Below are 23,279 nucleotides of genomic sequence, written 5' to 3'. Positions count from 1 at the left end.
GCCCGGCCGGCGGTGGCCGGCCGGGCCGCCGGTCCAGCGTGGTTCCCGGCCGTCGGCCGGGCCGCTGCGCGGTGCGACGGGTCAGCGGCTGGCGCCGGCGGCCCGGCGTGCGGCACGTCCGGCGAAGAACGACCGGGGCGCCAGCGCGGCCGGGTGCGGCAGCATCAGCGGCAGGCGGTCACCGGTCTCCTGCCGCCAGATGAACAGGTGCGCGCCCTTGTCGCCCATCGCGCCCTTGGCGAACTTCGGCTGGTTCACGGTCACGTACGCCAGGTCGGTGTACTCGGTGTCCCGGCGCAGCACCAGATCCCGCAGGATCTTGCCGCCGGTGTGGCTGGGCGCGATCCCGTTGCCGGTGTAGCCGTGCCCGTACACCAGGCCGTCGTCGGTGCGGCCGAACTGCGGGATGAAGGTGCGGCTCCAGCCGATCGGGCCACCGAAGGCGTGACTGAACCGGACGTCCCGCCAGGCCGGGAAGAAGCGGGCGAAGGACTCCCGCAGCGCGGCGTGGGCGGCGTCGTTGCGCAGGTGGGAGCGGTCGGTGTTCCGCTGGTCGTAGTAGTACCACCGGCCGCCGGACCAGACCACCCGGTTGTCGGCGGTGAGCCGGGCCGCGTGGGCGAAGGACAGCGAGTTGCTGACCCCCTCCCGGCCGGGCCAGGCCACCCGGGAGAGCTGCGCGTCGGTCAGCGGTTCGGTCACCATCAGGTAGTTCCACACCGGCATGACCTTGGTGTGGGTCTGGGCGAAGCTGTGCTGCCAGGCGTTGGTCGCCAGGACGACCTCGTTGGCGGTGACCGTGCCGGTGGGGGTGGTCACCCGGTAGCGTCCGCCGACCTTGCGGATCTCGGTGACCGGGGTCCGCTCGTGGATGTCCACGCCCTGCTCGCGGACGACGCGGGCCAGGCCCTGCACCAGTCGGTGCGGGTTGACCAGCGCGCCGGTGGTGCGCAGCGCGCCGAGCACCTGCGGGGAGCCGATGCGTTGCTGTGCCTCGTCGCGGTCCAGCAGCTTGAACGATCCGCGCAGGCCGGTGCGTTCGCTGCGCTTGACCTGGAGTTCGAGCCGGGCCAACTGCTTGCGGTCGGTGACCACCTGGAGCACGCCGTTCATCGCGAAGTCGGCGTCGATGCCGTACTGGCGGCAGAACCGCCCGATGTCGATGATCGACCGGGCGCCGCTGCGGTAGACACCCGCGGCCTTCTCCCGGCCGTAGTACCAGAGCAGCCGGCGCAGCACCTTGCCCGCGGTCAGCCCGACGAAACCGCCGTTGGCACTGGACGCGCCGCCGCCGACCGCCTCGGCCTCCAGCACCTTGATGTCGGCCGAGGGCTCGGCCTCGGCGAGGAAGTGCGCCGCCCACAGGCCGGTGTAGCCCGCGCCGACGATGCAGATGTCGCAGCTCGCGTCACCGTCGAGGGGTTCGCCGACCTCGACCGGCTCGGTGTCGTGCCAGTAGACGGTGTTCCGGGTCTCTTCCACGTCGCTCTCCAAGTCGTCGGCCCGCACCCACTATCCATAGTGTGTGTTGTGTTCGGCAAGACCCGACAGTCAATGCCCGTCGGCGGCCACCCGCGCCGCCCGTTCGGCCCGACGCTGCTGGCGCAGCCGGTCCATGAAGTAGTCGGCGTTGAGCCAGTAGAACTCCAGCCAGATGTTGTCCGGGTCGCGCAGCCAGATGCCGTAGCCGGCCTCCAGGAACAGTTCGCGGACGCCGGAGTGCTCGGCGCCGACGGCGTCCAGGTGCGTGGCCCACTCGTCCAGGTCGGCCATCTCGGGGACGTGGTAGCCCAGGTGGTGCAGGCCCACCCGACGCTCGTCGAAGGGGGCCGGGTCGGGCTCGACGGCCTGGCCGAGCACGATCGAGGAGAGCGACCCCCGGTGCACCAACGTCCGGAAGGTGAACCCGGACTCGGCGGGTGTCGCGTCGCGTACCGGCGTGAAGTCCATGACCCGGCAGTACCACTCGGTGCTGCGGTCCAGGTCGCGGACGGTCAGGTTGACGTGGTTCCTGCCATTGAGTTTAGGCACATGACGCATCATAGATGCTTCACTTGTATCTTGGGTGTGGCGTGTTGTTACCGGCAACCGGTAGCGTGTCGTCACCTGGCAGCGCGCTGCCCGTACCGGGCCGGAACGGATGTGAGGAACCGGGCATGCATCTGAACGTGTTCACCCAGTGCTCGCCGTCACCGCAGTTCAAGGGCATGTGGCGGCTCCCCGGCGACCGGACGGCCACCGGATACCGGTCGCTGGACTACTGGATCTCCCGGGCCCGCCAACTGGAGGCGGCCTGCATCGACGCGTTGTTCTTCGCCGACATCCACGGCGTCTACGACGTCTACCGGGGCTCCTGGGCACCGGCGGTGCGACACGCGGTGCAGATCCCCTCGATCGACCCGGCGCTGCTGCTGTCGGCCGCCGCGGCGGCGACCCGACACCTCGGCTTCGCGATCACCTACTCCACCACCTACCACTCCCCCTACGAGTGCGCCCGACTCTTCTCCTCGCTGGACCACCTCACCGGCGGACGGGTCGGCTGGAACATCGTCACCTCCTACCTGCGCTCGGCCACCGCCAACGGCCTCGGCGAGTACCTCGACCACGACGAGCGCTACGAGCGGGCCGACGAGTACGTCCAGGTCGCCCGCGCTCTGTGGGAGGAGAGCTGGGACGCCGACGCGGTGGTCCGCGACGCCGAACGCGACATCTTCACCGACCCGGACCGGGTCCACCAGATCGACCACGAGGGCCGCTGGTTCAGCGTCCGGGGTCCACACCAGTGCGAGCCGTCCCCGCAGCGCACCCCGGTGCTCTACCAGGCCGGCTCCTCGCCCCGGGGCATCGAGTTCGCCGCCCGGCACGCCGAGGTGGTCTTCCTGACCCTGGCCGATCCCGCCTCGGGGGCGGAGCCGGTGGCCGCCCTGCGCGCGGCGGCGGCCCGGCACGGCCGGGACCCCGGCATGGTGAAGGCGTTGCAGGGCGGCATGGTCATGATCGGGCGGGACCGGGCCGAGGCCAAGGCCAAGGCGGAGGCGTACAACACGCTGTGGAGCAGCGAGGGGCAGCTCGCCAAGTGGTGCGGGTGGATGGACATCGACCTCGCCGCCTTCCCCGACGAGACCCCGGTGGACGAGATCCGCAGCCAGGCCAGCCACTCCTTCCTCGGCTTCCTGCGCAAGCTCAGCCCGGACCGCACCTGGACGGTCGGGGACGTGAAGTACCTGGTCTCCCGCCCCCGCCGGCCCCGGGTGGACGCCCCGGTGACGTTGTTCGGCACGCCCGAGCAGGTGGCCGACCGGATGGAGCAGTGGCTGACCGTCGCCGACGTGGACGGTTTCAACCTGATCCCCTGCCCGCCCTCGGACGGCATCGACGACATCTGCGACCTGCTCGTGCCGGAACTGCAACGGCGGGGCCTGTTCCGGACCGCGTACGACCCGGCGGAGACGACGCTGCGCGAGCGGTACTTCGGCGCCGGGGTGAGCACCTACCGCGACCCGTCGCGCGCCGTGACCGCGCGGGAGGGCTGAGCGATGCACCTGCGTGACACCCCGCAGGAGGCCGCGTTCCGCCGTGACCTGCGCGCCTGGTTGGCCGAGCAGGTGCCCCGGCACCGCGACGGCGGCGCACCCGGTGACTGGACCAAGGCGTTGCACGCCGCCGGCTACACCGGACTGACCTGGCCGGCCGCCTACGGCGGGCGGGGGCTGCCCCCGACCTACCAGGGCATCTACGCCGAGGAGAGCGCGCTGGCCGAGGCGCCGGACCACAGCAACGTGATCGGCCTGGGCATGGTCGGACCCACCATCGTCTCGCACGGCAGCCCCGAGCAGCAGCAACGCTTCCTGGAACCGATCCTCTCCGGCGCGTACGCCTTCTGTCAGGGCTTCTCCGAGCCGGACGCGGGCAGTGACCTGGCCGCGGTGCGGACCCGGGCGACGGCCGCCGCCGACGGATGGCGGGTCACCGGCGAGAAGGTCTGGTCGTCCTACGCCCACCAGGCCGACTGGTGTCTGCTGCTGGCCCGCACCCAGCCCGACTCCACCGCGCACACCGGCCTGACCTGCCTGCTGGTCGACATGCGCAGCCCCGGGGTGCAGGTGCTGCCGCTGCGGCAGAGCACCGGCGACGCCGACTTCAACCAGATCGTGCTCGACGACGTGCTGGTGCCCCGCGACTGCGTGCTGGGGCCGGTCGGCGAGGGCTGGCGGATCGCGATGACCACCCTCGCCCACGAACGCGGCACCTTCGGCATCACCCTCACCGCCCGGCTCACCGTCGAGTTCGACCGGCTGCTGCGCACCGTCCGCGACCTCGGGCTGGCCGACGACCCGACGGTCCGCGCCGAGCTGGCCGAGCTGCACGTGCAGTTGCAGGCCCTGCGCTGGACCGGTCACCGGACGATGGCCACGTTGGCGCGGACCGGCAAGCCCGGCCCGGAGAGCTCGGTGCTCAAGCTGCACTGGTCGGTCACCAACCAGCGGCTGGCCGCGTTCGCGCTGCGGCTGCTCGGCCCGGCGGCCGTGCTCGACGGCCCGGACAGCCACGCCGCCGGCCACTGGCAGCACCTGCGGTTGCGCAGCCGCGCCAACACGATCGAGGGCGGCACCTCCGAGATCCTGCGCGGCATCATCGCCGAACGCGTGCTCGGCCTGCCCCGCACCCGGTGACCCGGAGAGGATGACCATGGACTTCGCCCTCACCGACGACCAGCGTGACCTGGCGTCGGCCGCCGCCCGGCTGCTCGCCGACCGGTACCCGGTCGACCGGGTCGCCGCGCTCGCCGAGTCGGGCGACGCCGATCCGGACGGGTGGCCGCACCTGCGCCGACAGGGCTGGTGCGACCCGGAGCTTCCGGTGGTGGAGAAGGGCCTGCTGGCCCAGGAGGCCGGGTACGCGCTGGCCGCCGTCGGCTGGTGGAGCACGGTCGGCCTGGCCCACCCGGTCCTCGTGGCGGCCGGGCGTGACCTGCCGACGGGTCCGCTCACCCTGGCCTGGCAGGACGACCCGGACACCGGCCAGGGAGCCCGTGCCGAGCAACGCGCCGGCACCTGGCGGCTGACCGGCCGACGCGGCCTGGTGACCGAGGCGGCGGGGGCCACCGCGCTGGTGGTCGCCGCCGACACCGACACCGGCCCGGCCCTGTTCCTGGTGGGGGCCGCAGCCGACGGGCTCACCGTCGCGCCGCAGCCCGCCCTGGACCGGCTGCGTGGCGCCGCACTGCTGTACCTGGTCGACACCCCCGCCGAGATGCTGGTCGGGCCGGAGGCCGCCGAGCGGGTGCTGACCGACGCGCGCCGGCACGCCGGCACGTTGCTGGCCTGCGAGGCCGTCGGCGTCGCCCGCCGAGCCCTGGACCTGGCCCGCCGGCACGCGCTGGACCGGGTGCAGTTCGGCCGACCGATCGGGGCGTACCAGGCGGTGGCGCACCGGCTGGCCGACGGGTACGTGGCGCTGGAACTGGCCACCTCGCTCGCGCTGCGGGCCTGCTGGCTGGTCGGCGCCGGTCCGGACGACGCGGCACCGGACGAGATCGCCCAGGCGTACGCCGAGGCCGTCGTGGCGGCCCGGCAGGCCGCCGTACGCGCCTGCGAGGACGCCCTCCAGGTCACCGGCGGGCTCGGCGCGACCTGGGAGTACCCGCTGCACTGGTGGTACCGCCGGGCGCTCTGGCTGGACAGCTTCGACACGCCCACCGCAGACCATCTCGCCACCCTCGCCGGTCACCTGCTGCACGGGCGGGCGCAACCGGCACGGCCGGCCGCGTGACCCCACCGGCCGACGGCGCACCGACCGAGACCGACAAGGAGCAGCGATGCTGACGAGACGACGTGCCCGCATCGACGTACCGGCCATCCTGCGGCTGATGGAGGTGGGCGACTACCTGCTGCCGTACACGATCCGGGCGGTCTGCCTGCTGCGGGTCGCCGACCAGCTCGCCGACGGGCCGATGCCCGCCGCGGACCTGGCCCGCGCCTGTGACGCCCACGAGCCGTCGCTGACCAAGGCGCTGCGGTACCTGGCCTCCCGGGACCTGTTCGCCGAGGTCGCGCCCGGCGAGTTCGGGCTGACCCCGATGGCCGACCTGCTGCGCGCCGACCACCCCTTCTCGGCCCGGGACATCTTCCTCTCCCCCGTGGTCTGCACCCGGGCGATGGAGGGCCTGGACCACACCCTGCGCACCGGCGAGGGCGCCTTCGACGCGGTCCACGGCATCGGCATGTGGGACCACTTCGGGCAGCACCCCGCCGACGGCGAGGCGTTCGACAAGGTGATGAGCGGGGTCACCGGGATGGAGCTGATGGCCATCCTGCGCGCCTCGGACTGGTCCCGCTTCGGCACGGTGGTCGACGTCGGCGGCGGCAACGGCCGGTTCCTCGCCGACCTGCTGGGCCGCTTCCCCCGGATGCGCGGCGTGCTGTTCGACAAGCCCGGCGTGGTGGCGAACGCGCCGGAGACCTTCGCCACGGCCGGCGTCACCGACCGGGTACGCGTGGTGCCCGGCAGCTTCCTCACCGACGACATCCCGTCCGGTGGCGACGCGTACGTGCTCAAGCGGATCCTCTACAGCTGGAGCGACGAGGAGGCGACCGGGGTGCTGCGCCGTATCCGGGCGGCGATGTCCCCGCAGGGCAGGGTGTTCATCCTCGAGGCCGGACGGCAGTCCGAGGCGGAGAGCACGCCGCTGGCCCGTCGGATGGACATGCTGATGCTGACGTTGAGCGCGGGCGGCGCGCGCAGCCTGGACGAGCAACGGGCGATCCTGGCCGGGGCCGGGCTGGAACTGGTCGAGGCGACGCAGACGCCGATGTTCCCGGTGATCGAGGCCCGACCGGTATGACCGGGCTGCTGTCCTGGCTGGGGCAGCCGCGCGCCGACCGGGGCGTCCGCTTCTCCCGCCCGGACGGGGACTGGGACCGGTGGTCGTACGCGCGGTTGGCCGGGCTGGCCCACGGACACGCCGCCGGGCTGGCCGCGCGGAGCGTACGCCCGGACGACGTGGTCGGGGTGGTGCTGCCCTCCGGGCCCGGATTCGTCGGCACCCTGTTCGGGGCGCTGCTGGCCGGGGCGACGGTGTCCCCGCTCGCCCCGCCCGCCGCCTTCGGCGACCCCGACCGGTACGCCGAGCACCTGAGCGCGGCCCTGACGGCGATGCGGCCCCGGTTGCTGGTGGTCGACGGCGCGTCCGCGCCCTCGGTGGCCCGCGCGGCGGCCGACGCCGGGGTGTCCACCGTCGACGTCGCGGACCTGCCCGCCGAGACGACGGCGCCGATGGAGGTGGCGCCGGCCCGGGTGGCGCTGCTCCAGTTCACCTCCGGCACCACGGGGGCGGTACGCGGGGTGCGCGTGCCACGGACCGCCCTGGAGGCCAACATCGCGGCCGTCCGGGACTGGCTGGAGATGACGCCCGACGACGCGACCGCCTCGTGGCTGCCGGTGCACCACGACATGGGCCTGGTCGGGTGCCTGCTGGCACCGGTCGTCACCGGCGCCGACCTGTGGCTGCTCACCCCGGCGGAGTTCGTCCGCCGGCCGAGCCGGTACCTGGAGTGCTTCGGTCGCGCCGGGGCCCGGTTGACCGCGATGCCCGGCTTCGGGCTGGCGCACGTGCTGCGGCGGGTCCGCCCGGAGCAGCTCGCCGGGCTGGACTTCCGGCAGTGGCGGGCGGTCATCGTCGGCGCCGAACGGATCCCACCGGCCACCCTGACCGCCTTCGCCGACCTGCTCGCCCCGCACGGGCTGCGCCGGGAGGCGCTGCTGCCCGCGTACGGGCTGGCGGAGGCGACGCTGGCGGTGACCGGGCTGCCGCTGCGGACCGGGTGGCGGCAGGTGCCCGGCCCGGACGGCGTACCCGTGGTGGGCTGCGGCGGCCCGGTCACCGGGGCCGAGATCGCGGTGGTGGACGACGACGGCCGGCCGGTCGACGACGGGACGGTCGGTGAGATCGTCGTCGGTGGCGCGTCGGTCGCCGACGGGTACGCGGGCGGCCCGCCCTTCGACGGCACGGTCCGCACCGGGGACGCCGGATTCCTGCGGGACGGGCACCTCTTCGTGCTGGGCCGCCTCGGCGACAGCCTCAAGGTCCACGGCCGGACGGTGTTCGCCGAGGACGTCGACGCGGTGCTCGGCGCGGCCCTGGACGCACCGCCCGGACGGCTGGCCACCGTGCTCGGCCTGGTGGCGGGGACCCCGACCGTGGTGGTCCACCTGGAGCATCCCCGGCCGGAGTGGCTGCACCGGATCCCCGCCCTGGTCGCGCCGCTGGTGCCGGCGGCCGACGTGCACGTGGTGCCGGTGCCGTCCGGCACGATCCCGCGTACCACCAGCGGCAAGCCGAGGCGGCGTCAGTTGTGGCGGCGCCACCTGGACGCGTCCGCGCACCCGCCGCGCGAGGCGGCGGGCCCGGTCACGTCAGGCCGAGGCTCCGGATGACACCGGCCAGCACCTTCGTCCGGTGCGGCACCAAATAGAAGTGGTCGCCGTCGAAGACGGTCAGGTCGAAGGCGGCCCGGGTGTAACCGGCCCAGGCCGCCACCTCGTCCACCAGCGCCTCGGTGTCCACGTCGCCGACGAGCGCCGAGACGGGTGTGGCCAACGGCGCGGCGTCGACCGGGCGGTAGCTCTCGATCAGCCGGTAGTCCGCCCGCAGCGTCGGCAGCAACGCCGACCGGAGCTGCGGGTTCTCCAGCGCCGCCGGGTCGGTGCCGCCCAGCCGGCGCAGCTCGTCCCAGAGGTCGTCGTCCGGGCCCAGGTGTTTGGTGCCCGGCCGGTGGTGACACGGCGCGGGCCGTCCCGAGACGAACAGGTGCGCCAGCGGCGCGGCGTGCCGCCGCTCCAGCCGGCGCGCCACCTCGTACGCCACGGCGGCGCCCATGCTGTGCCCGAAGAGGGCGATCGGCAGGTCACGCCGGGGCGCGAGCACGTCGGTGACCATGTCCGCCAGCACCGGCATGGCGGTCAGCGCGGGCTCGGCGATCCGGTCCAGCCGGCCCGGGTACTGCACCGCCAGCACCTCGACGTCGTCCGGCAACTCCCGGGCCCAGCTCCGGTAGAACGGCGCGCTGCCGGTGGCATGCGGGAAGCAGACCAGTCGCACGGTGGCCGCCGGCCGGGGCCGGTAGCAGCGCAGCCACCGTCGCGCGCTGGTCTCGACCGAGGTCACCCGCCCACCCCCGCCGGCTCCCGCGCGTCCGCCGGGTCGGCCACCGCCGCCTCACCGGCCGCCGCCAGGGCCGCCAGGTCACCCGCGCCGAGCATCCGGGGCGGCTCGGCGGAGACCAGCTCCGGCGGGCCGAGGATAGCGGTCAGCTCCTGCCACAGCTGGCACAGCGTCAGGTGGTACTGGCCCTGCCGCAGCGGGTCCTCGCCCCGCTCGACGGTGTCCCGCAGGGTCCACAGTGCCCGGCGTACGCCCTGCGGCCAGGTGGTGCCGAAGACCGTGTCGTAGTGCGGCACCTCGCTCGGGCCGAACGTGACGGCGCTGGGGGTGCTGGTGTCACGGTCGGCGGCGAAGTGCGGGTCGGCGCCGATGCCGGCGACCTCGCGGGGGAAGTCCGGACGCGCGGTCCAGACCGTCGGGCCGTGCGTACCCACCAGCGTGAGGTTGCCGGCCTCGGTGCCGATGGTGATCCGGTGCATCAGGTGGGCGTAGTTGTCCGGGTCGGCCGGGTCCATCTGGTTCTGTACCCGCAGCGTGACCGGCACCCCGGCCAGCACCCCGTCCAGGCTGCGGAACGGCAGGTCCAGCTCGGTCGCCGAGGTGACCGACACGGGCAGGGCCGGCAGCTCGGTGAACCGCCACGGCCGCACCCCGCCGAGCGCCTGACCGAGCAGGTCCAGCAGCGAGTACGCCAACTGGAAGCCGCAGGCCACGTCGAGGTAGCGCGGTGGCTGGCGGCGCAGCAGTTCGCCCGCCGCGCCGAGGAACCGACGGACCGGGGTGATGTGCCGATAGAACGGGTTGAGCTGGTACACCACCTTGTGCCGGCGGGCCTGGCGCAGGCAACGGGCCAGCTCGTCGTGGTGCAGCGGGTGCTCCTGGAGCACGTGCACGCCGCGCGCCATCAGCTCCATGGCCAGCTCGGAGCCACGGCCGCCGAGCAGCCCGCCCCGGATGACCACGCAGGCGATGTCGATGTCGTCGGGCAACTGGTCCACCGCCGTGTACAACGGCACGCCGTAGTGCGCGGCACAGGCGCGGGACCGGTCGCTGCCACCGGCGAGGACCCCGGCGAGCTCGAAGCTCGGGTCCGCCTCGCGGAAGGACTCCAGGTAGACCTGGCCGAACCGGGTGCCACAGACGACCACCCGGGTGGGTCGCTTCATATCACGTCCTCCTCGTACTGCTCGACGGCGGAGACGTCCGCCACCACGGCGGCCAGCGGCACCGCCGGCACCGCCGCCAGTTCGGTGACGGTGGCGATCGGGTCGAGGACCTCGTCGGTGTGCCAGACACCGGGCGGTACCGCGCCGGCCAGCACCGCTCGGGCCGTCAGCGCGGCCATGCTTCCGGTGAGTTCGCTGGCGCCGGTGCTGCGGACCACGGCGGTCCGCTCCCCGCTCGGTCCGGCGAGGGTGACCACCAGGTTCTGGTACGCCGGGTGGCCGAAGAGGTCCAGCTCCGCCGCCCGGCACAGCCGCTCCCCGGCCTCCCGGTGCCCGCTCTCGGCGGTCCCGGACCCGGTCCGCAGCGCGGCCAGCACCCGCTCGCCGGCGAAGACCGAATACCAGTCGACCTGTCGCAGCCCCAGCACGGCGGCCACCCGGGCGGTCTCGGTGCCCAGGTAGGGCTGGGCGGTGACCGGCTCGGGGAACCACGGCAGCGTCAGCTCCGGCACCGGGCGCAACGCGTTGCGCGCCACCCGGCCGTCCCGCCAGGCCGCGGCGGGCCAGCCGAAACTCTCGTCGGCGGCGACGTAGTCCACGGCGGCGGTCAGCGTGAACCGGTCCCGCCCGCCGACATACCCGGTCAGCCGGTCGCCGTCGGGCAGGTGGGCGGCGAGCAGCCGGGGCAGCAGCCCGGTCAGTCCGGGCATCATCCCGGCCGACACCACGCCGGTCCGGCCGCTGCCGCCGGCCACCGCCGTCACGGCGGCGTGCAGCGCGTCGTCACCGGCCGCGTCGACGTAGTCGGCACCGGCCGCCACCGCCGCCCGGGCCACCTGGTCGACCAGTTCCACGGCCGGGCCGGCGCAGTTGAGCACCACCCGGGCACCGGCGCAGAACCGGGCCAGGTCGGCCGGGTCGCGGGCGTCCACGACCATCCGGTCGACGCCGTCGAGCTGCGGGGGTCGCCGGGCGCCGACCCGCAGCGGGCCGACGTCCCAGGACCGCAACAGCGCCACCGCCGCCCGCCCGACCGCCCCGGAGGCGCCGAGCACGGCGACAGCGGTCACCGCGCCGGCTCCGGGTCGAGGGCCGCCAGCGCGGTACCGGCCGCCGGGCCCAGCACCGTCAGGTGGTCCGCGTCCACGTCGACCGTGCGGACGTCACCCAGGCAGAGGTCGGCCCAGAACTCCAGACTCTGCGCGTCGTAGGGCACCGCGCCGGTGGGCCGCAGCACGACGAGGTCACCGGCGTAGAGCGTCGGCTCGTGCCGGGCGACGGCCGCCAGTCGCGCGGCGAAGTCCTCGCCGGGCACCCCGGCGGCACCGGTCTCCGCCCGGTACGCCGCCGCCGGGTCGGCGCCGGCCGCCGGCCGCCACGGCGAGATCAGCACCACCGCGTCGACCTGACCGCCGGCCTCGATCAGCGACCGCGCCACCTCCAGCGTGGACGTGGCACCGAGGCCGTACCCGACCAGCCGTACCGCCGGGTGTCCGGCCGCGGTGACCAGGCGGGCCTGCGCGGCGGCGACCCGGAGCAGGTCGTCGGCCGCGCCCGGGGCCAACCCGAGCACCGGACCGGTCGCCGCCAGGTGCGGCACCAGCCCCGCGTACGCGTCGACACCCTCGCCGCCGGGCACCAGCACCCAGGGCACCCCGTCGGTGCCCTCGTGCAGCGGGGACAGCCCGTCCCCGCCCGACGTGGCCGGCACCGACGGCGACGCGGTGACCGGGGTGGCCGACTCCGCCTCGACGTGCCCGGCGAGGGCGGCCACCGTGGGCTGCTCCAGCACCTGCCGCAGCAGCTGGTCGAAGAAGAGGCCGGCGGCCTGCGGGATCTCCTCCAGGATCCGGCCGGTGATCTGGGCCGCGACCAGGGAGTCCCCGCCGAGTTCGAACAGGTTCTCGTCCCGGCCGACCCGGGGCAGCCGCAGCGCCTCGGCCCAGACCGCCGCGATCCGACGTTCCAGGTCGCTGTCCAGGGCACCGGACGACCCGGCGGCGGTCGCCGTGCCCCGCCGGGGCAGTCGACGGCGCAGTACCGCCCGATCGACCTTGCCGTTGGCGTTGAGCGGCAGGGCGTCGACGACCTGGACCACCGACGGCACCATGTACTGCGGCAGCCGACCGGCCAGGTGCTCGGTCAGGTCGTCGCGGGAGATCCGCACCCGGTCGGTCTTGAACCGGGCGGCCAGCACGCACATGCCCAGCTCGGCGATGAAGCCGTCCGGCTCGGGCAGGCACAGCGGCTGCGCCGCGCCCGCCGCGCCCAGCACCTCCAGCCAGGACCGCCGGTCGAGGAACACCTGCTCGGTGCCCCGACGCAGGTCGGTGAAGTCGGCGGTCGCCTCGTCCACACGGACCAGCAGTTCCAGCGAGGTCATGATCTGGTGGTGGTCGCGGGTCATCTCGCAGGCGACCAGCCAGCCCTGCGGGGCGAGCACCTCGCGCAGCCGGTCCAGCGCCCGGCCGACGTCGGCGCTGGCGTGCAGCACGTCGCCGGCCACGACCACGTCGAACGAGTTCGGGGAGAGGCCCTGCCCGGCCAGGTCCCGGTCGATGTCGACCGCTTCCAGGCGCAGGCCGGGCCGGTCGCCGAACCGGGTCCGCAGTTCGCCCAGGAAGAACGGGGACAGGTCGGTGGCCAGGTAGTCCACCTCGTACCCGTCCAGCGCGGCGAGCACGGCGGCGGTAGTGCCGCCGGCCCCGGCGCCGACCTCCAGCACCCGCAGCGCCCCGGGCTCGATCCGCTGCTCGGCGATCCGCCGCACCAGGGCCGCCGCCGCCTCGTTGGCCCACCGGTTGAACAGCGTGCGTTCGTAGAGGCCCTGCGAGACGTCCACCCGGCCCTGCGGGAACAGCAGCGCCAGCGGGTCGTCCTCGCCGCGCAGCAGGGCGGGCAGGTGCGCGGTGCTGGCCCGGAAGTAGTCCAGCAGTTCCCGGTCCTCGGCGTCGGCGAGCTGCTCCACCTCCCGCCATCCGGCGTCGGTGTCCGCCGCCGCGCCCGCCGGCGTCAGTCCGTACCGGCCGTCGGTGTCCTGGTCGAGCAGACCGGAGTCGGTGAGCGCGCGCAGCCAGCGCCGGACCAGCCGGTGGTGGCGGGGCGCGACGTGCGCGGTGTCCAGCAGGTCCGCCAGCGGGTGCCGGCTGCCGGCGGCGAACAGCCCGGCGGCGCGGAACGCGTCCACCATGGCCGGCAGCGCGACGTCGTCGAGCCGGTGGGCGTACGCGAGGTAGCGCTCCCGGTCGACACCGGCGAGCGTGCTGTCGGCGTCGACGCAGGCGTCCACGCCGAGCTGCCGCAGGGCGGCCTGGTCGTGCTCGGCCTGCGCAGCGGTGACCGGCCGTCCGGCGGGTTCGACGAACGCGGCCAGCCGCCGCTCCAGCGGGGTGTCGCCGTCGACCACCACCACCGCCCCGGCGACCGCCGGATGTCCGCCCAGCGCCGCCTCGATCTCGGCCAACTCGATCCGGTAGCCCCGGATCTTGACCTGGAGGTCCTCCCGGCCGAGGAACTCGATGGTGCCGTCGGGCAGGTACCGGCCCAGGTCACCGGTGCGGTACAGCCGCTCACCGGTCTGCGGGTGCACGACGAAGCGCTCGGCGGTGCGCTCGCGGTCGTTGAGGTAGCCCACCGCCAGCCCCACACCGCCGATGTACAGCTCGCCGCTGACCAGGTCCGGGCGGGGCCGCAGGGCCGCGTCGAGCACGTGGAAGCTCTGGTTGGTCAGCGGGCGGCCGTACGGGATGCTGCGCCACTCCGGGTCGACCTGCTCGATCGGATACCAGATCGACCAGATGGACGCCTCGGTCGCCCCGCCGAGGCTGACGATGCGCAGTCCGGGCACCCGGGCACGGATCTGGTCCGGCAGCGCCACCGGGATCCAGTCGCCGGAGAGCATCGCCAGTCGCAGGCCGTCCGGCACGGTGGCGGTGGCCGAGACGAGGTAGTCGTGCAGCATCTGCAACTGGGCCGGCACCGAGTTCCACACCGTGACGCCGTGCGTGCCGACCAGGTCGGCCCAGTGCGACGGGTCCCCGCGCCGCTGCGGGTCGGGCAGCACCACCGCGCCGCCCACCGAGAGCGGCCCGAAGACGTCGTACACCGACAGGTCGAAGCCGAGGTTGGAGAGGCCGAGCACCCGGTCGTCGGGGCCGACGCCGAAGCGGTCGTTGATGTCGAGCACCGTGTTCACCGCGCCACGGTGATTGATCATGACGCCCTTGGGGCTGCCGGTGGAGCCGGAGGTGTGGATGACGTACGCCAGCTCCTCCGGGTCGCCGGAGCCCTCGACCGGCTGCGGCTGCCCGGTGCCGAGCAGGTCCACGTCGAGCAGGCGCAGCCCCTCGGCCCAGCCGTCCCGGTCCACTCCGGACTGGGTCAGCGCGCACCGGATCCCGGCGTTGGTCAGGATGGTCCGGCGGCGTACCGCCGGCTGCGAGGTGTCCACCGGTACGTAGACGCAGCCGGCCAGCAACGCGCCGAGCACCGCGACGACCTGCTCCCAGCCCCGGTCCATGACCACCGCGACCAGTTCCTGACGGCGGCAGCCGGCGGCGGTCAGCGCCTCGGCCACCCCGGCGGCCCGACCGAGCAGCTCGGCGTAGTCCAGCGTGCGGTCGGCGGCGACGACGGCGGGCCGGTCCGGGGTGCTCAGCGCCTGCAACACCACCCTGTCGTGCAGCATCCCGGCGGGGACCGGGGCCTGCGTCCGGTTGGTCTCGGCGCGACGGTCCCGCGTCGCCTCGGGCGGGTCCGGGTGCCCGGTCCCGGTCCAGGCCGCGTCGTCGCCGGCCAGGCGGTGCAGCACCGCGTCGTACGCGGCGAACATGTCGTCGACCACGCCGGGCGGGAAGACCTCCTCGCGGACGTCCCAGTTGGACACCAGGCCGCCGTCCCGCTCGATGTTCTGGCAGTCGATCCAGACCTGCGGCGTCTGGCTGATCCCGTAGCCCAGCTCGCCCAGCGGCGCGCCGTCGGCGGCGGCCCCGGCCGAGGTGATGCCGATGGCGCTGGTGAAGACCACCGGGAAGAGGGCCGCCTCGGCGCCCTGCCGGCGGGCGATCTCCCGCATCACCTCGATACCGCTGAACGAGCGGTGGTCCAGGTCCTCCCAGAGCTGGGCCTGCAGGTCCCGGGCCCGCTCGTCGAAGCGGCGGGTCGGGTCGGCGTCCACGGCCAGCAGGTCCACCGAGGTGAAGTCGCCGACCAGCGCGTTGACCTGGTCGTGCACCGGCGCGCGGTTGAGCAGGGTGATGTCGAGGGTGAACCGGGACCGCCGGCTGTACGCCGCGATGGTGTCCGAGAACGCGGCCAGCACCGCACCGGACGGACTGACCCCGTGCCGGCCGGCGCGCTGCCGCAGCCCCTCCCAGACCTGCGACGAGAGCCGGGTCTCCCAGCGGCGGAACCGGCCCTCGCTGTCGGCGGGACGGGCCACCGTGGGCAGTTCCGGCGCGGCCGGCAGCTCGTCGACCCGGGCCAGCCACCACTGCTTGTCCCGCTCGTGGCGCGGGCTGTCCCGCACCGCGCGCTCGGCGAGCTGGTAGTCCCGGAAGGTGATCTCCAGCGGCGGCAGCGGCTCGTCCGGCCGGTGATAGAGCCGGTGCAGCTCGTCGAGGACCACCTGGACGCTGATGAAGTCGGCGATCAGGAAGTCGATCGAGACGTGCAGCACGGTCCGGTGGTCGGCGCGGGTGATCCGGGCGGCGAACAGCGGCCACCGGTCGGGCGTGTGCACCAGGTGGTCCATCTCGGCGCGGACGGCGCTGACCGCCGCGTCGACCACCGCCTCGGGACGGCCGGTCAGGTCGATCACGGGCACCTCGAACGGCGGCACCTCCGCCAGCACGCGCTGCGCGCCGTCGGCCTCCACCACCGCGCGGAGCATGTCGTGCCGGGCGATCAGGGCCCGCCAGGCGGCGGTCATCCGCTCCGGGTCCAGCTCGGGATAGACCAGTTCGCCGTAGCCGTGACAGGCGACGCCGCCGTACGCGAACGTCTCGCCCCGCCCGAGCAGGTACGCCGCCTGCACGTCGGTGACCGGGAACGGGTCGTGCCGGTGCGCCCGGTCGGGGACCAGGGTGCCGTTGCCGGCGAGGTTGTCGAGGTGCGCGACGATCTCGTCGCGTCGGGCGCGCAACGCCTCGCGACGATCCGGCGTCATCGCCCCCTGGGGTGCCCGGAAGCGCAGCTGACCGGCCTCCAACCAGACCCGTACCCCCACGCTCTCCAACTCGGCGAGCAGGTCACCGGCGGACGACTGACTCATATCGTGCCCTCCTCGAAGTCACCGGGTTCCACCGCGCCGCGGTGGGCGTCGAAGACGTCTGCCAACTGCGCCACGGTCGGCGCCAGGAACAGCTGCCGCAACGACAGCTCCACCCCGTGGCGCAGCCGCAGCGTCTCCACCAGCCGGGTGGCCAGCAGGCTGTCCCCGCCAAGGGCGAAGAAGCTCTGCTGCCGGCCGATCCGCTCGCACTCGAGCACCTCGGCCCAGATCTCGGCGATCAGCTTCTCGCTGTCCCCGCGCGGGCTCTCGTCGGCCGCGTCGTCGGGTTCGGTGTCCACCTGGGCGGTCAACGCCCGACGGTCCACCTTGCCGTTGGCGGTCAGCGGCAGCCCGGGGACGCCGACCACCCGTTCCGGCACCATGTAGCTGGGCAGCCGAGTCGCCAGGAAGCCGACCAGGGCCGCCTCGTCGACCGGTTCGTCGGCGGCGACCACGGCCAGCGCCAGCCGCCGGTGCGTACCCACGCCGACGGTCAGCCCGACGGCGCGGGCCACCCCGGCGTACGCCTCCGCAGCCGCCTCGATCTCCCCCAGCTCGATCCGGTGCCCACGGATCTTGACCTGGAAGTCGACCCGGCCGAGGAACTCCAGCGTGCCGTCGGGCCAGTACCGGCCGAGGTCCCCGGTGCGGTACCACCGCTGTCCGTCCACGGTGACGAACTGTCGTGCGGTGGTCTCCGGGTCGCCCCGGTAGCCCCGGGCCACCCCGACACCGCCGATCCACAGCTCACCGGGGACCCAGTCCGGGCAGTCCCGGCCGCGTGGATCGACCACCCGGTAGCGCTGGTTGCGCAACGGCAGCCCGTACGGCACGGACCGCCAGTGCGCGGGCACCACGTCGATCTCGCAGGCGTTGGACCAGATGGCCGCCTCGGTCGCCCCGCCGAGGGCGACGAACCGGGCCTCGGGGCACCGGTCGCGCAGCCGTCCGGGCAGGTCGAGCCCGACCCAGTCGCCGGAGAGCAGGGCCAGCCGCAGCCCGTCGGGCAGGCCGTCGGTGTCGGCCGCGACCAGCAGCATGTCCAGCAGCGCGGGCACCGAGTTCCAGATCGTCACCCCGGCACTGCGGGCGACGGCGACCCACCGGCGGGCCTCCCGCCGGTCCTCGTCGGCGACGCAGACCACCGCACCGCCGGCGCCGAGCAGCCCGAAGACGTCGTACACGGACAGGTCGAAGTCGAGCGCCGAGATGGCCAGCACCCGGTCGTCGGGGCCGACGCCGTAGCGGGTGTTGATGTCGTCGACGGTGTTCAGCGCCGCCCGGTGGGTGATCTCCACGCCCTTCGGCTCACCGGTGGAGCCGGAGGTGAAGATGATGTAGGCGAGTTGCTCCGGGTCCACCTCGACCGGTGCGGGCAACGGAGTGGCGGGCGTGTCCGGCGCCACCACCGGGTGACCGGTGTCCAGGTCGGGTGGGGCGACGACGGCGCGTACCCCGGCCCGGGAGTAGATCCGGTCGCGGCGCTCGGCCGGCTGGTCGACGCCGACCGGGACGTAGTGTCCGCCCGCCGCGAGCACGCCGAGGACCGCGGCGACCTGGTCGACGCCGCGCGGCAGGGTCACCGCGACGGCGTCACCGGGCTGGACGCCGTGCGCGCGCAACGCCCCGCCGAGACGCAGCGCCCGCACGGCGAGTTCGCGGTAGTCGACCGTGAGTCCGTCGGCGGTGACCACGGCGGTCGCGTCGGGCGTGGCGGCGGCGTGCCGGAAGAAGCCGGTGTGCAGCAGGCCGGTCGGCAGCGGGCCGGCGGTGTCGTTGACCGTGTCCCGGACCCGCCGCTGCGCCGCCGGCAGCGGGGCCGGGGGCACGGCCTCCCAGTCCGCCGTGGTCAGCCGCAGCAGCAGCTCCCGGTACGCGTCGAACATGGCGTCGAGCAGGCCGGGCGGGAACAGTTCGTCGACCGAGTCCCAGTTGTAGACCAGTCCGCCGTCGCGCTCCATCACCTGGTTGTCGAGCCAGACCTGCGGGGTCTGCGAGATGCCCCAGACCAGCTCGCCGAAGGGGAAGGACATCTCGCTCATGCCACCGGCGACACCGAGGGCGCTGGTGAACACGACCGGCATGCTGACCGCGCCGCCCTGCTGACGGCGGGCCAGTTCGCGCAGCACCCACAGCGCGGAGACCGAGTCGTGGGCCATCCCCTCCCAGACCTGCTCCTGGGTGCGCCGGACCACGTCCAGCCAGGTGTCCCCCTCCCCCGCCCGATGCGCCAGCAGCAGCAGGGAGGTGAAGTCGCCGAGGATGTTGTTGATGTCGGGGTGCACGTCACGACGGTTGAACAGGGTGAGGTTGAGGGTCAGCTCCCCGCGACCGCACCAGGCCGACAGCACCTCGGCGAAGGCGGCGGCGAGCACGCTGGCCGGGGTCACCCCGTGCCGCCGGGCCTGCTCGGTCAGCCGGGCCCACTGCGTCGGGTCGAGCCGGTCCTCCCGGCGGACGAAGCGCGGGGCGACCACGGTGTCCGGGTCCACGGCGAGCGGCAGCGGCGGCGCGGGCGGGAGGCTGTCCAGCCGGTCCCGCCAGTACCGCTGGTCGTCCTCGACGGTCGACGAGTCGGCCAGCACGTAGTCACGGAAGGTCACGCCGACCGGCCGCAGCGAGGCCGCCGGGTCGGTGTAGAGCGTGGTCAGCTCGTCGAAGAAGATCACGATGCTGAGCGCGTCGAGCACGATGTAGTCGAAGCTGAACCCGATCCGGACCCGGCCGTCGGCGTACCGGACGGCGGCGATCTCCAGCAGCGGCCACCGGCTCGGGTCGGGGACCCGGTGGGCCATCCGCTCCCGCAGTTCGCGCAGTTCGGCGTCACCGCCGTCGCGGACGGTGATCCGGAACCGGTCCACCTCGGTCAGCACCCGCTGGTCGCCGTCGTCGTCGAAGATCGCGCGGAGCATGTCGTGCCGGGCGACCAGCAGGTCGACCGCGTCCTCCAGCCGGTCCAGGTCGACGTCCGCGCCGTCGAACTCCCAGTACCAGTGCGAGCCGACGCCGCCGAGCGCGAACTCGCTGCTGCGCCCCAGCCAGTACGCCCGCTGCACGTCGGTGGGGGGAAAGGGCGCGTACCGGTTCGCCGCGTCGGCCCGCAGTGCGACGGCGACCGGGCGGTCCCCCTCGACGCGGCGCAGGGTGGCGGCGAAGTCGGCCAGCACCGGGGTGGCGAAGAGTTGGCGCAGGTTCGCGCCGTCCAGCCCGGCGGCGCCGAGCAGCGCCATCGAGCGGGTGGCCACCAGGCTGTCGCCACCGGCGGCGAAGAAGCTCTGCCGCCGCCCGACGGCGGGCACCCCGAGCAGCTCGGCCCAGATCCGGGCCACCTCACGCTCGATGTCGCCGACCGGCGGTTCGAGCTGCTCGGTCCCGGGGCGGGCGGCGTCGACCAGGCGGGCCACCGCCCGTCGGTCGATCTTGGCGTTGGCCGACAACGGCAGATCGTCGGTGAGCACCACCCGCTCGGGCACCATGTACCCGGGCACCTGCTCGGCCAGCCAGTCACGCAGCGCGGCCGGGTCCAGGTCGGTCTCGGTGATGACGGCGACGGCGAGTTGCCGGGGCGTACCGAGGGCGACCGCGACCGCGCGGCGGACGGCGGGGTGCCGTTCCAGTGCGGTCTCGATCTCCCCCAGCTCGATCCGGTGCCCCCGGATCTTGACCTGGGCGTCGGCCCGACCGAGGAACTCGACGGTGCCGTCCGGGTGGTAGCGGGCCAGGTCACCGGTGCGATACCAGCGCACCCCGTCGATCTGACGGAACTGCGCGGCGGTGCGGTCGGGGTCGCCCCGGTAGCCGTCGGCCACCGAGAGGCCACCGATCCAGAGTTCACCGGTGACCCAGTCGGGCCGGTCCCGTCCCGCCGGGTCGGTCACCCGCATGAGCTGGTTGGCCAGGGGCACGCCGTACGGCACCGAACGCCACTCCTCGGGCACCGGCACTGGCACCACCTGGACGGTGGAGTGGATCGCGGTCTCCGTGGTGCCGCCGAGCGCCACCAGGACCGCGCCCGGGGCCTGTGCGGCCAACCGTCCGGCCAGGTCGAGCCCGACCCAGTCGCCACCGAGCAGGGCCAGCCGCAGCGGCAGGTCGCCGTCGGCGCCAGCGGTCAGCAGCATGTCCAGCAGCGCCGGCACGGACTGCCAGACGGTGACCCGGTGCCGGCGGACCAGCTCCACCCAGCGGTCGGCGTCCCGCCGCTCGTCCTCGCCGACGCAGACCAGCGCCGCACCGGCGTTCAGCATGCCGAACATGTCGTACACGGAGAGGTCGAAGTCGAGGGCCGAGACCGCGAGCACCCGGTCCTCCGGACCGACGTCGAAGCGCCGGCCGATGTCGTCGATCGTGTTGACCGCCGCCCGGTGCGGCACCTGCACGCCCTTCGGCTCGCCCGTGGAGCCGGAGGTGAACAGCAGGTAGGCCGGGTCGTCGTCGGTGCCGGGGATCGGGCCGGCGGGCGGGTACGAGCGGTCCGCCACGTCGAGCACGCACAGGTCTGCGGGCAGTTCCGGCAGGGGCACTCCGGTCACCACGTGCCGCACCCCGGCCACCGTGTGGATCCGGGCCCGGCGGGCGGCCGGCTGGTCGACGCCGACCGGCACGTACACCCCGCCGGCCCGCAGCACGCCGAGCACCGCGACGACCTGCCGTGGTCCCTTCTCAACGGTGACCGCCACCGGGTCGCCCGGACGGAGCCCGTTGGCGACCAGCGCTCCGGCGACGCGGTCGGCCTGCGCGGCCAGGTCGCCGTAGTCGAGCCGGCCGTCGGTGCCCCAGAGCAGCGCCGGGCGGTCCGGCTCGGTGGCGGCCCGGGCGAAGACGTCGTCGTGCAGGCGGCGACGACGGATCGGACGGGTCGTGTCGTTGGCCGCCGCGCGGACCTGCCGGGTCCGCTCCGGCAGCAACTCCGGCGGGTACGCGGCCCAGTCGACGTCGTCGTCGAGCAGCCAGTGGAGGATCCGCAGGTACGCGTCGAACATCTCGCCGACCAGCCCGGCCGGGAAGAGCTCCTCGACGCAGTCCCAGTTCACGAAGAGGCCGTGCTCACGCTCGGTGACCTGCACGTCCAGCCACACCTGCGGGGTCTGCGACATGGTCCAACCGGGCGCGCCGAAGCTCTCGCGCACCTCGCCGTCGAAGAGTTCGCCGAGGCTGAGCGCGCTGGTGAAGACCACCGGAGCGCCGACGGGCGTACCGCCGCGCAGCCGGGTCAGGTCCCGCAGCACGTCCACTCCGGTGTAGCCGGGGTGGGCGGCGTCGGCGCGCAGCCGCTCCTGGACCGTACGGGCGAAGGCCGCGAAGTCACGCTCGGCGGTGGTGTCCACCTCCAGCAGCAGCAGGTTGGTGAAGTCACCGACCAGGTGTGCGACGTCGGGGTGCACCGGCTGCCGGTCGTAGAGCGGCAGGTTGAGCAGGAACCGCCCGGCGGAGCTCCACCGACCCAGCACGTGACCGAAGGCGGCCAGGAACAGCACCGGCAGGGTCAACCCGTACGTCCGGGCGCGGCGGGTCAGTCGCTCGACCTGCTCGGCAGCGACCCAGTGGTGGTGTCGGACCACCCGCTGGCCGCTGACCTGCTGCGGATCGACGGCCAGCGGCAGCTCCGGCGGGCCGGGCAGCTCGGGCAGCCGGGCCTGCCAGTACGCCTGGTCGGCGTCCCGCTCGCCGACCCGGCGTCGACGCAGGGTCGCCAGGTAGCTCGGGTAGTCCAGCCCGATCGGGGGCAGCTCGGCGTCCGGGTCCTGATAGAGGCGGGCGAGTTCCGACATCAGGATCCGGAAGCTGTGCGCGTCGGCCACCAGCATCTCGATGTGCACGTGGCAGCGGGTGCCGCCGTCGGGCAGCAGCGAGAGTTGCACGTCGAAGACCTCGCCACGGGCCACGTCCAACCGCCGGTGCGACAGCCGGTCGCGCAGGTCGAGCAGGGTCCGCTCGGCCTGCGCGTGGTCGAGGGCCCGCAGGTCGTGCACGGTCAGGCCGGGCCAGGGGCTCGTCGGCAGGATCCGCTGGCGGCCGTCGTCGTCGAAGCGGGCGCGCAGCATCCCGTGCCGGCGCAGCAGTGCCCGGACCGCGGTGTCGAGCCGGTCCGGGTCCACCCCGCTGCCGTCGAACTCGTTGTAGAAGTGCGCGCCGACGCCGCCGAGGGCCTGGCCGTCGCCGCGTCCCACCCAGTACGCGTGTTGCATCGCGGCCAGGTCGAAGGGTTCGTCCGCGTCGACGACGGTCAGCGGCGGCGCGTCGGGGACGACCGCGTCGGCCGGTGCCCGCTCGGCGACCATCCGCCACCAGTCGTCCAGGGTGCGTCCCTCGACCAGCTCCGCGAAGCTCACCGGCACGCCACGCTGATGCCACCGGGCGACCAACCGCATCACGCCGATCGAGTCGAGACCGAGCTGAAGCAGGTCGGCGTCGTCCGCGACCGTGCCGGGTGGCTCACCGAGGACGGCCGCGATGTCGTCCCGCATACCGTCCCGGGTGAAGGGTCGTGTGTGTTCGGCCTCGACGCCCAATCTGGGTCTCCCCTGTTCGACGGAGTTGTCCGGCACCGCCACACGAGTCCGTGCCGACGCCAAGGTAACAAGCCAACACGGATACGTACAGTAGAAAGAACATGCTACTTGCAATAGGCTCCACATACGACGGCATGACGGCCGGTCAGGCAGCGGTGGTGACCGGC

At 74.0% G+C, this 23,279-nt stretch carries 12 protein-coding genes; 5 read left to right on the top strand and 7 right to left on the bottom strand.

Annotation, left to right across the window (positions count from 1 at the left end):
• Positions 1-81: 81 nt before the first annotated feature.
• Together ABZ738_RS09580 and ABZ738_RS09575 are read right to left on the bottom strand one after the other, a co-directional pair.
• Positions 82-1,509: an FAD-dependent oxidoreductase gene (locus ABZ738_RS09580; RefSeq protein ID WP_131057485.1), complete on the bottom strand. Its 1,428-nt coding sequence runs from the start codon at positions 1,507-1,509 to the stop codon at positions 82-84.
• Between the two features lie 42 nt (positions 1,510-1,551).
• A complete protein-coding gene (locus ABZ738_RS09575; protein ID WP_236146040.1) occupies positions 1,552-2,040 on the bottom strand; it encodes a VOC family protein in 489 nt (162 codons plus the stop codon).
• Positions 2,041-2,156: 116 nt separating this feature from the next.
• Between ABZ738_RS09575 and ABZ738_RS09570 the strand changes: the two genes are divergently transcribed.
• From ABZ738_RS09570 to ABZ738_RS09550, 5 genes are read left to right on the top strand one after another with little or no spacing between them, the layout of a single operon-like run.
• A complete protein-coding gene (locus tag ABZ738_RS09570; protein ID WP_357212161.1) occupies positions 2,157-3,533 on the top strand; it encodes an LLM class flavin-dependent oxidoreductase in 1,377 nt (458 codons plus the stop codon).
• Between the two features lie 3 nt (positions 3,534-3,536).
• Positions 3,537-4,673, top strand: a complete 1,137-nt coding sequence (locus ABZ738_RS09565; protein ID WP_357212159.1) for an acyl-CoA dehydrogenase family protein — start codon at positions 3,537-3,539, stop codon at positions 4,671-4,673.
• Between the two features lie 16 nt (positions 4,674-4,689).
• The gene (locus tag ABZ738_RS09560) at positions 4,690-5,772 is read left to right on the top strand and encodes an acyl-CoA dehydrogenase (RefSeq protein ID WP_357212157.1); all 1,083 of its coding nucleotides are present in this window, start codon (positions 4,690-4,692) and stop codon (positions 5,770-5,772) included.
• Positions 5,773-5,818: 46 nt separating this feature from the next.
• Positions 5,819-6,844 carry a methyltransferase gene (locus tag ABZ738_RS09555; protein ID WP_131056746.1) on the top strand — a complete coding sequence of 342 codons (1,026 nt, stop codon included), beginning with the start codon at positions 5,819-5,821 and terminating at the stop codon, positions 6,842-6,844.
• Entirely contained in the window at positions 6,841-8,436 is a 1,596-nt protein-coding gene (locus tag ABZ738_RS09550; protein ID WP_357212155.1) for an AMP-binding protein, read from the top strand. The genes ABZ738_RS09555 and ABZ738_RS09550 overlap by 4 nt, the downstream gene beginning before the upstream one ends.
• On the opposite strand, the gene ABZ738_RS09545 is transcribed toward ABZ738_RS09550, so the two are convergent.
• Genes ABZ738_RS09545 through ABZ738_RS09525 form a run of 5 tightly spaced genes read right to left on the bottom strand, consistent with a single transcriptional unit; the run spans position 8,411 to position 23,067 of the window.
• Positions 8,411-9,166, bottom strand: coding sequence for an alpha/beta fold hydrolase (locus ABZ738_RS09545; protein ID WP_357212153.1), 756 nt, complete (start codon positions 9,164-9,166; stop codon positions 8,411-8,413). The genes ABZ738_RS09550 and ABZ738_RS09545 overlap by 26 nt on opposite strands.
• Positions 9,163-10,329, bottom strand: a complete 1,167-nt coding sequence (locus ABZ738_RS09540; RefSeq protein WP_357212151.1) for a Gfo/Idh/MocA family oxidoreductase — start codon at positions 10,327-10,329, stop codon at positions 9,163-9,165. Before ABZ738_RS09540 ends, ABZ738_RS09545 begins: the two co-directional genes overlap by 4 nt.
• Entirely contained in the window at positions 10,326-11,399 is a 1,074-nt protein-coding gene (locus ABZ738_RS09535) for a saccharopine dehydrogenase NADP-binding domain-containing protein (protein ID WP_176094255.1), read from the bottom strand. The genes ABZ738_RS09540 and ABZ738_RS09535 overlap by 4 nt, the downstream gene beginning before the upstream one ends.
• Entirely contained in the window at positions 11,396-16,600 is a 5,205-nt protein-coding gene (locus tag ABZ738_RS09530; RefSeq protein ID WP_357212149.1) for an amino acid adenylation domain-containing protein, read from the bottom strand. The genes ABZ738_RS09535 and ABZ738_RS09530 overlap by 4 nt, the downstream gene beginning before the upstream one ends.
• Positions 16,597-23,067, bottom strand: a complete 6,471-nt coding sequence (locus ABZ738_RS09525) for an amino acid adenylation domain-containing protein (protein WP_357212147.1) — start codon at positions 23,065-23,067, stop codon at positions 16,597-16,599. The genes ABZ738_RS09530 and ABZ738_RS09525 overlap by 4 nt, the downstream gene beginning before the upstream one ends.
• Between the last annotated feature and the right edge of the window lie 212 nt (positions 23,068-23,279).

The sequence above is a fragment of the Micromonospora sp. NPDC047793 genome (assembly GCF_040642635.1).
Lineage (GTDB): Bacteria > Actinomycetota > Actinomycetes > Mycobacteriales > Micromonosporaceae > Micromonospora.
Note: the sequence above shows the minus strand (reverse complement) of the source record. Positions and strands in the feature narration are given on the sequence as shown.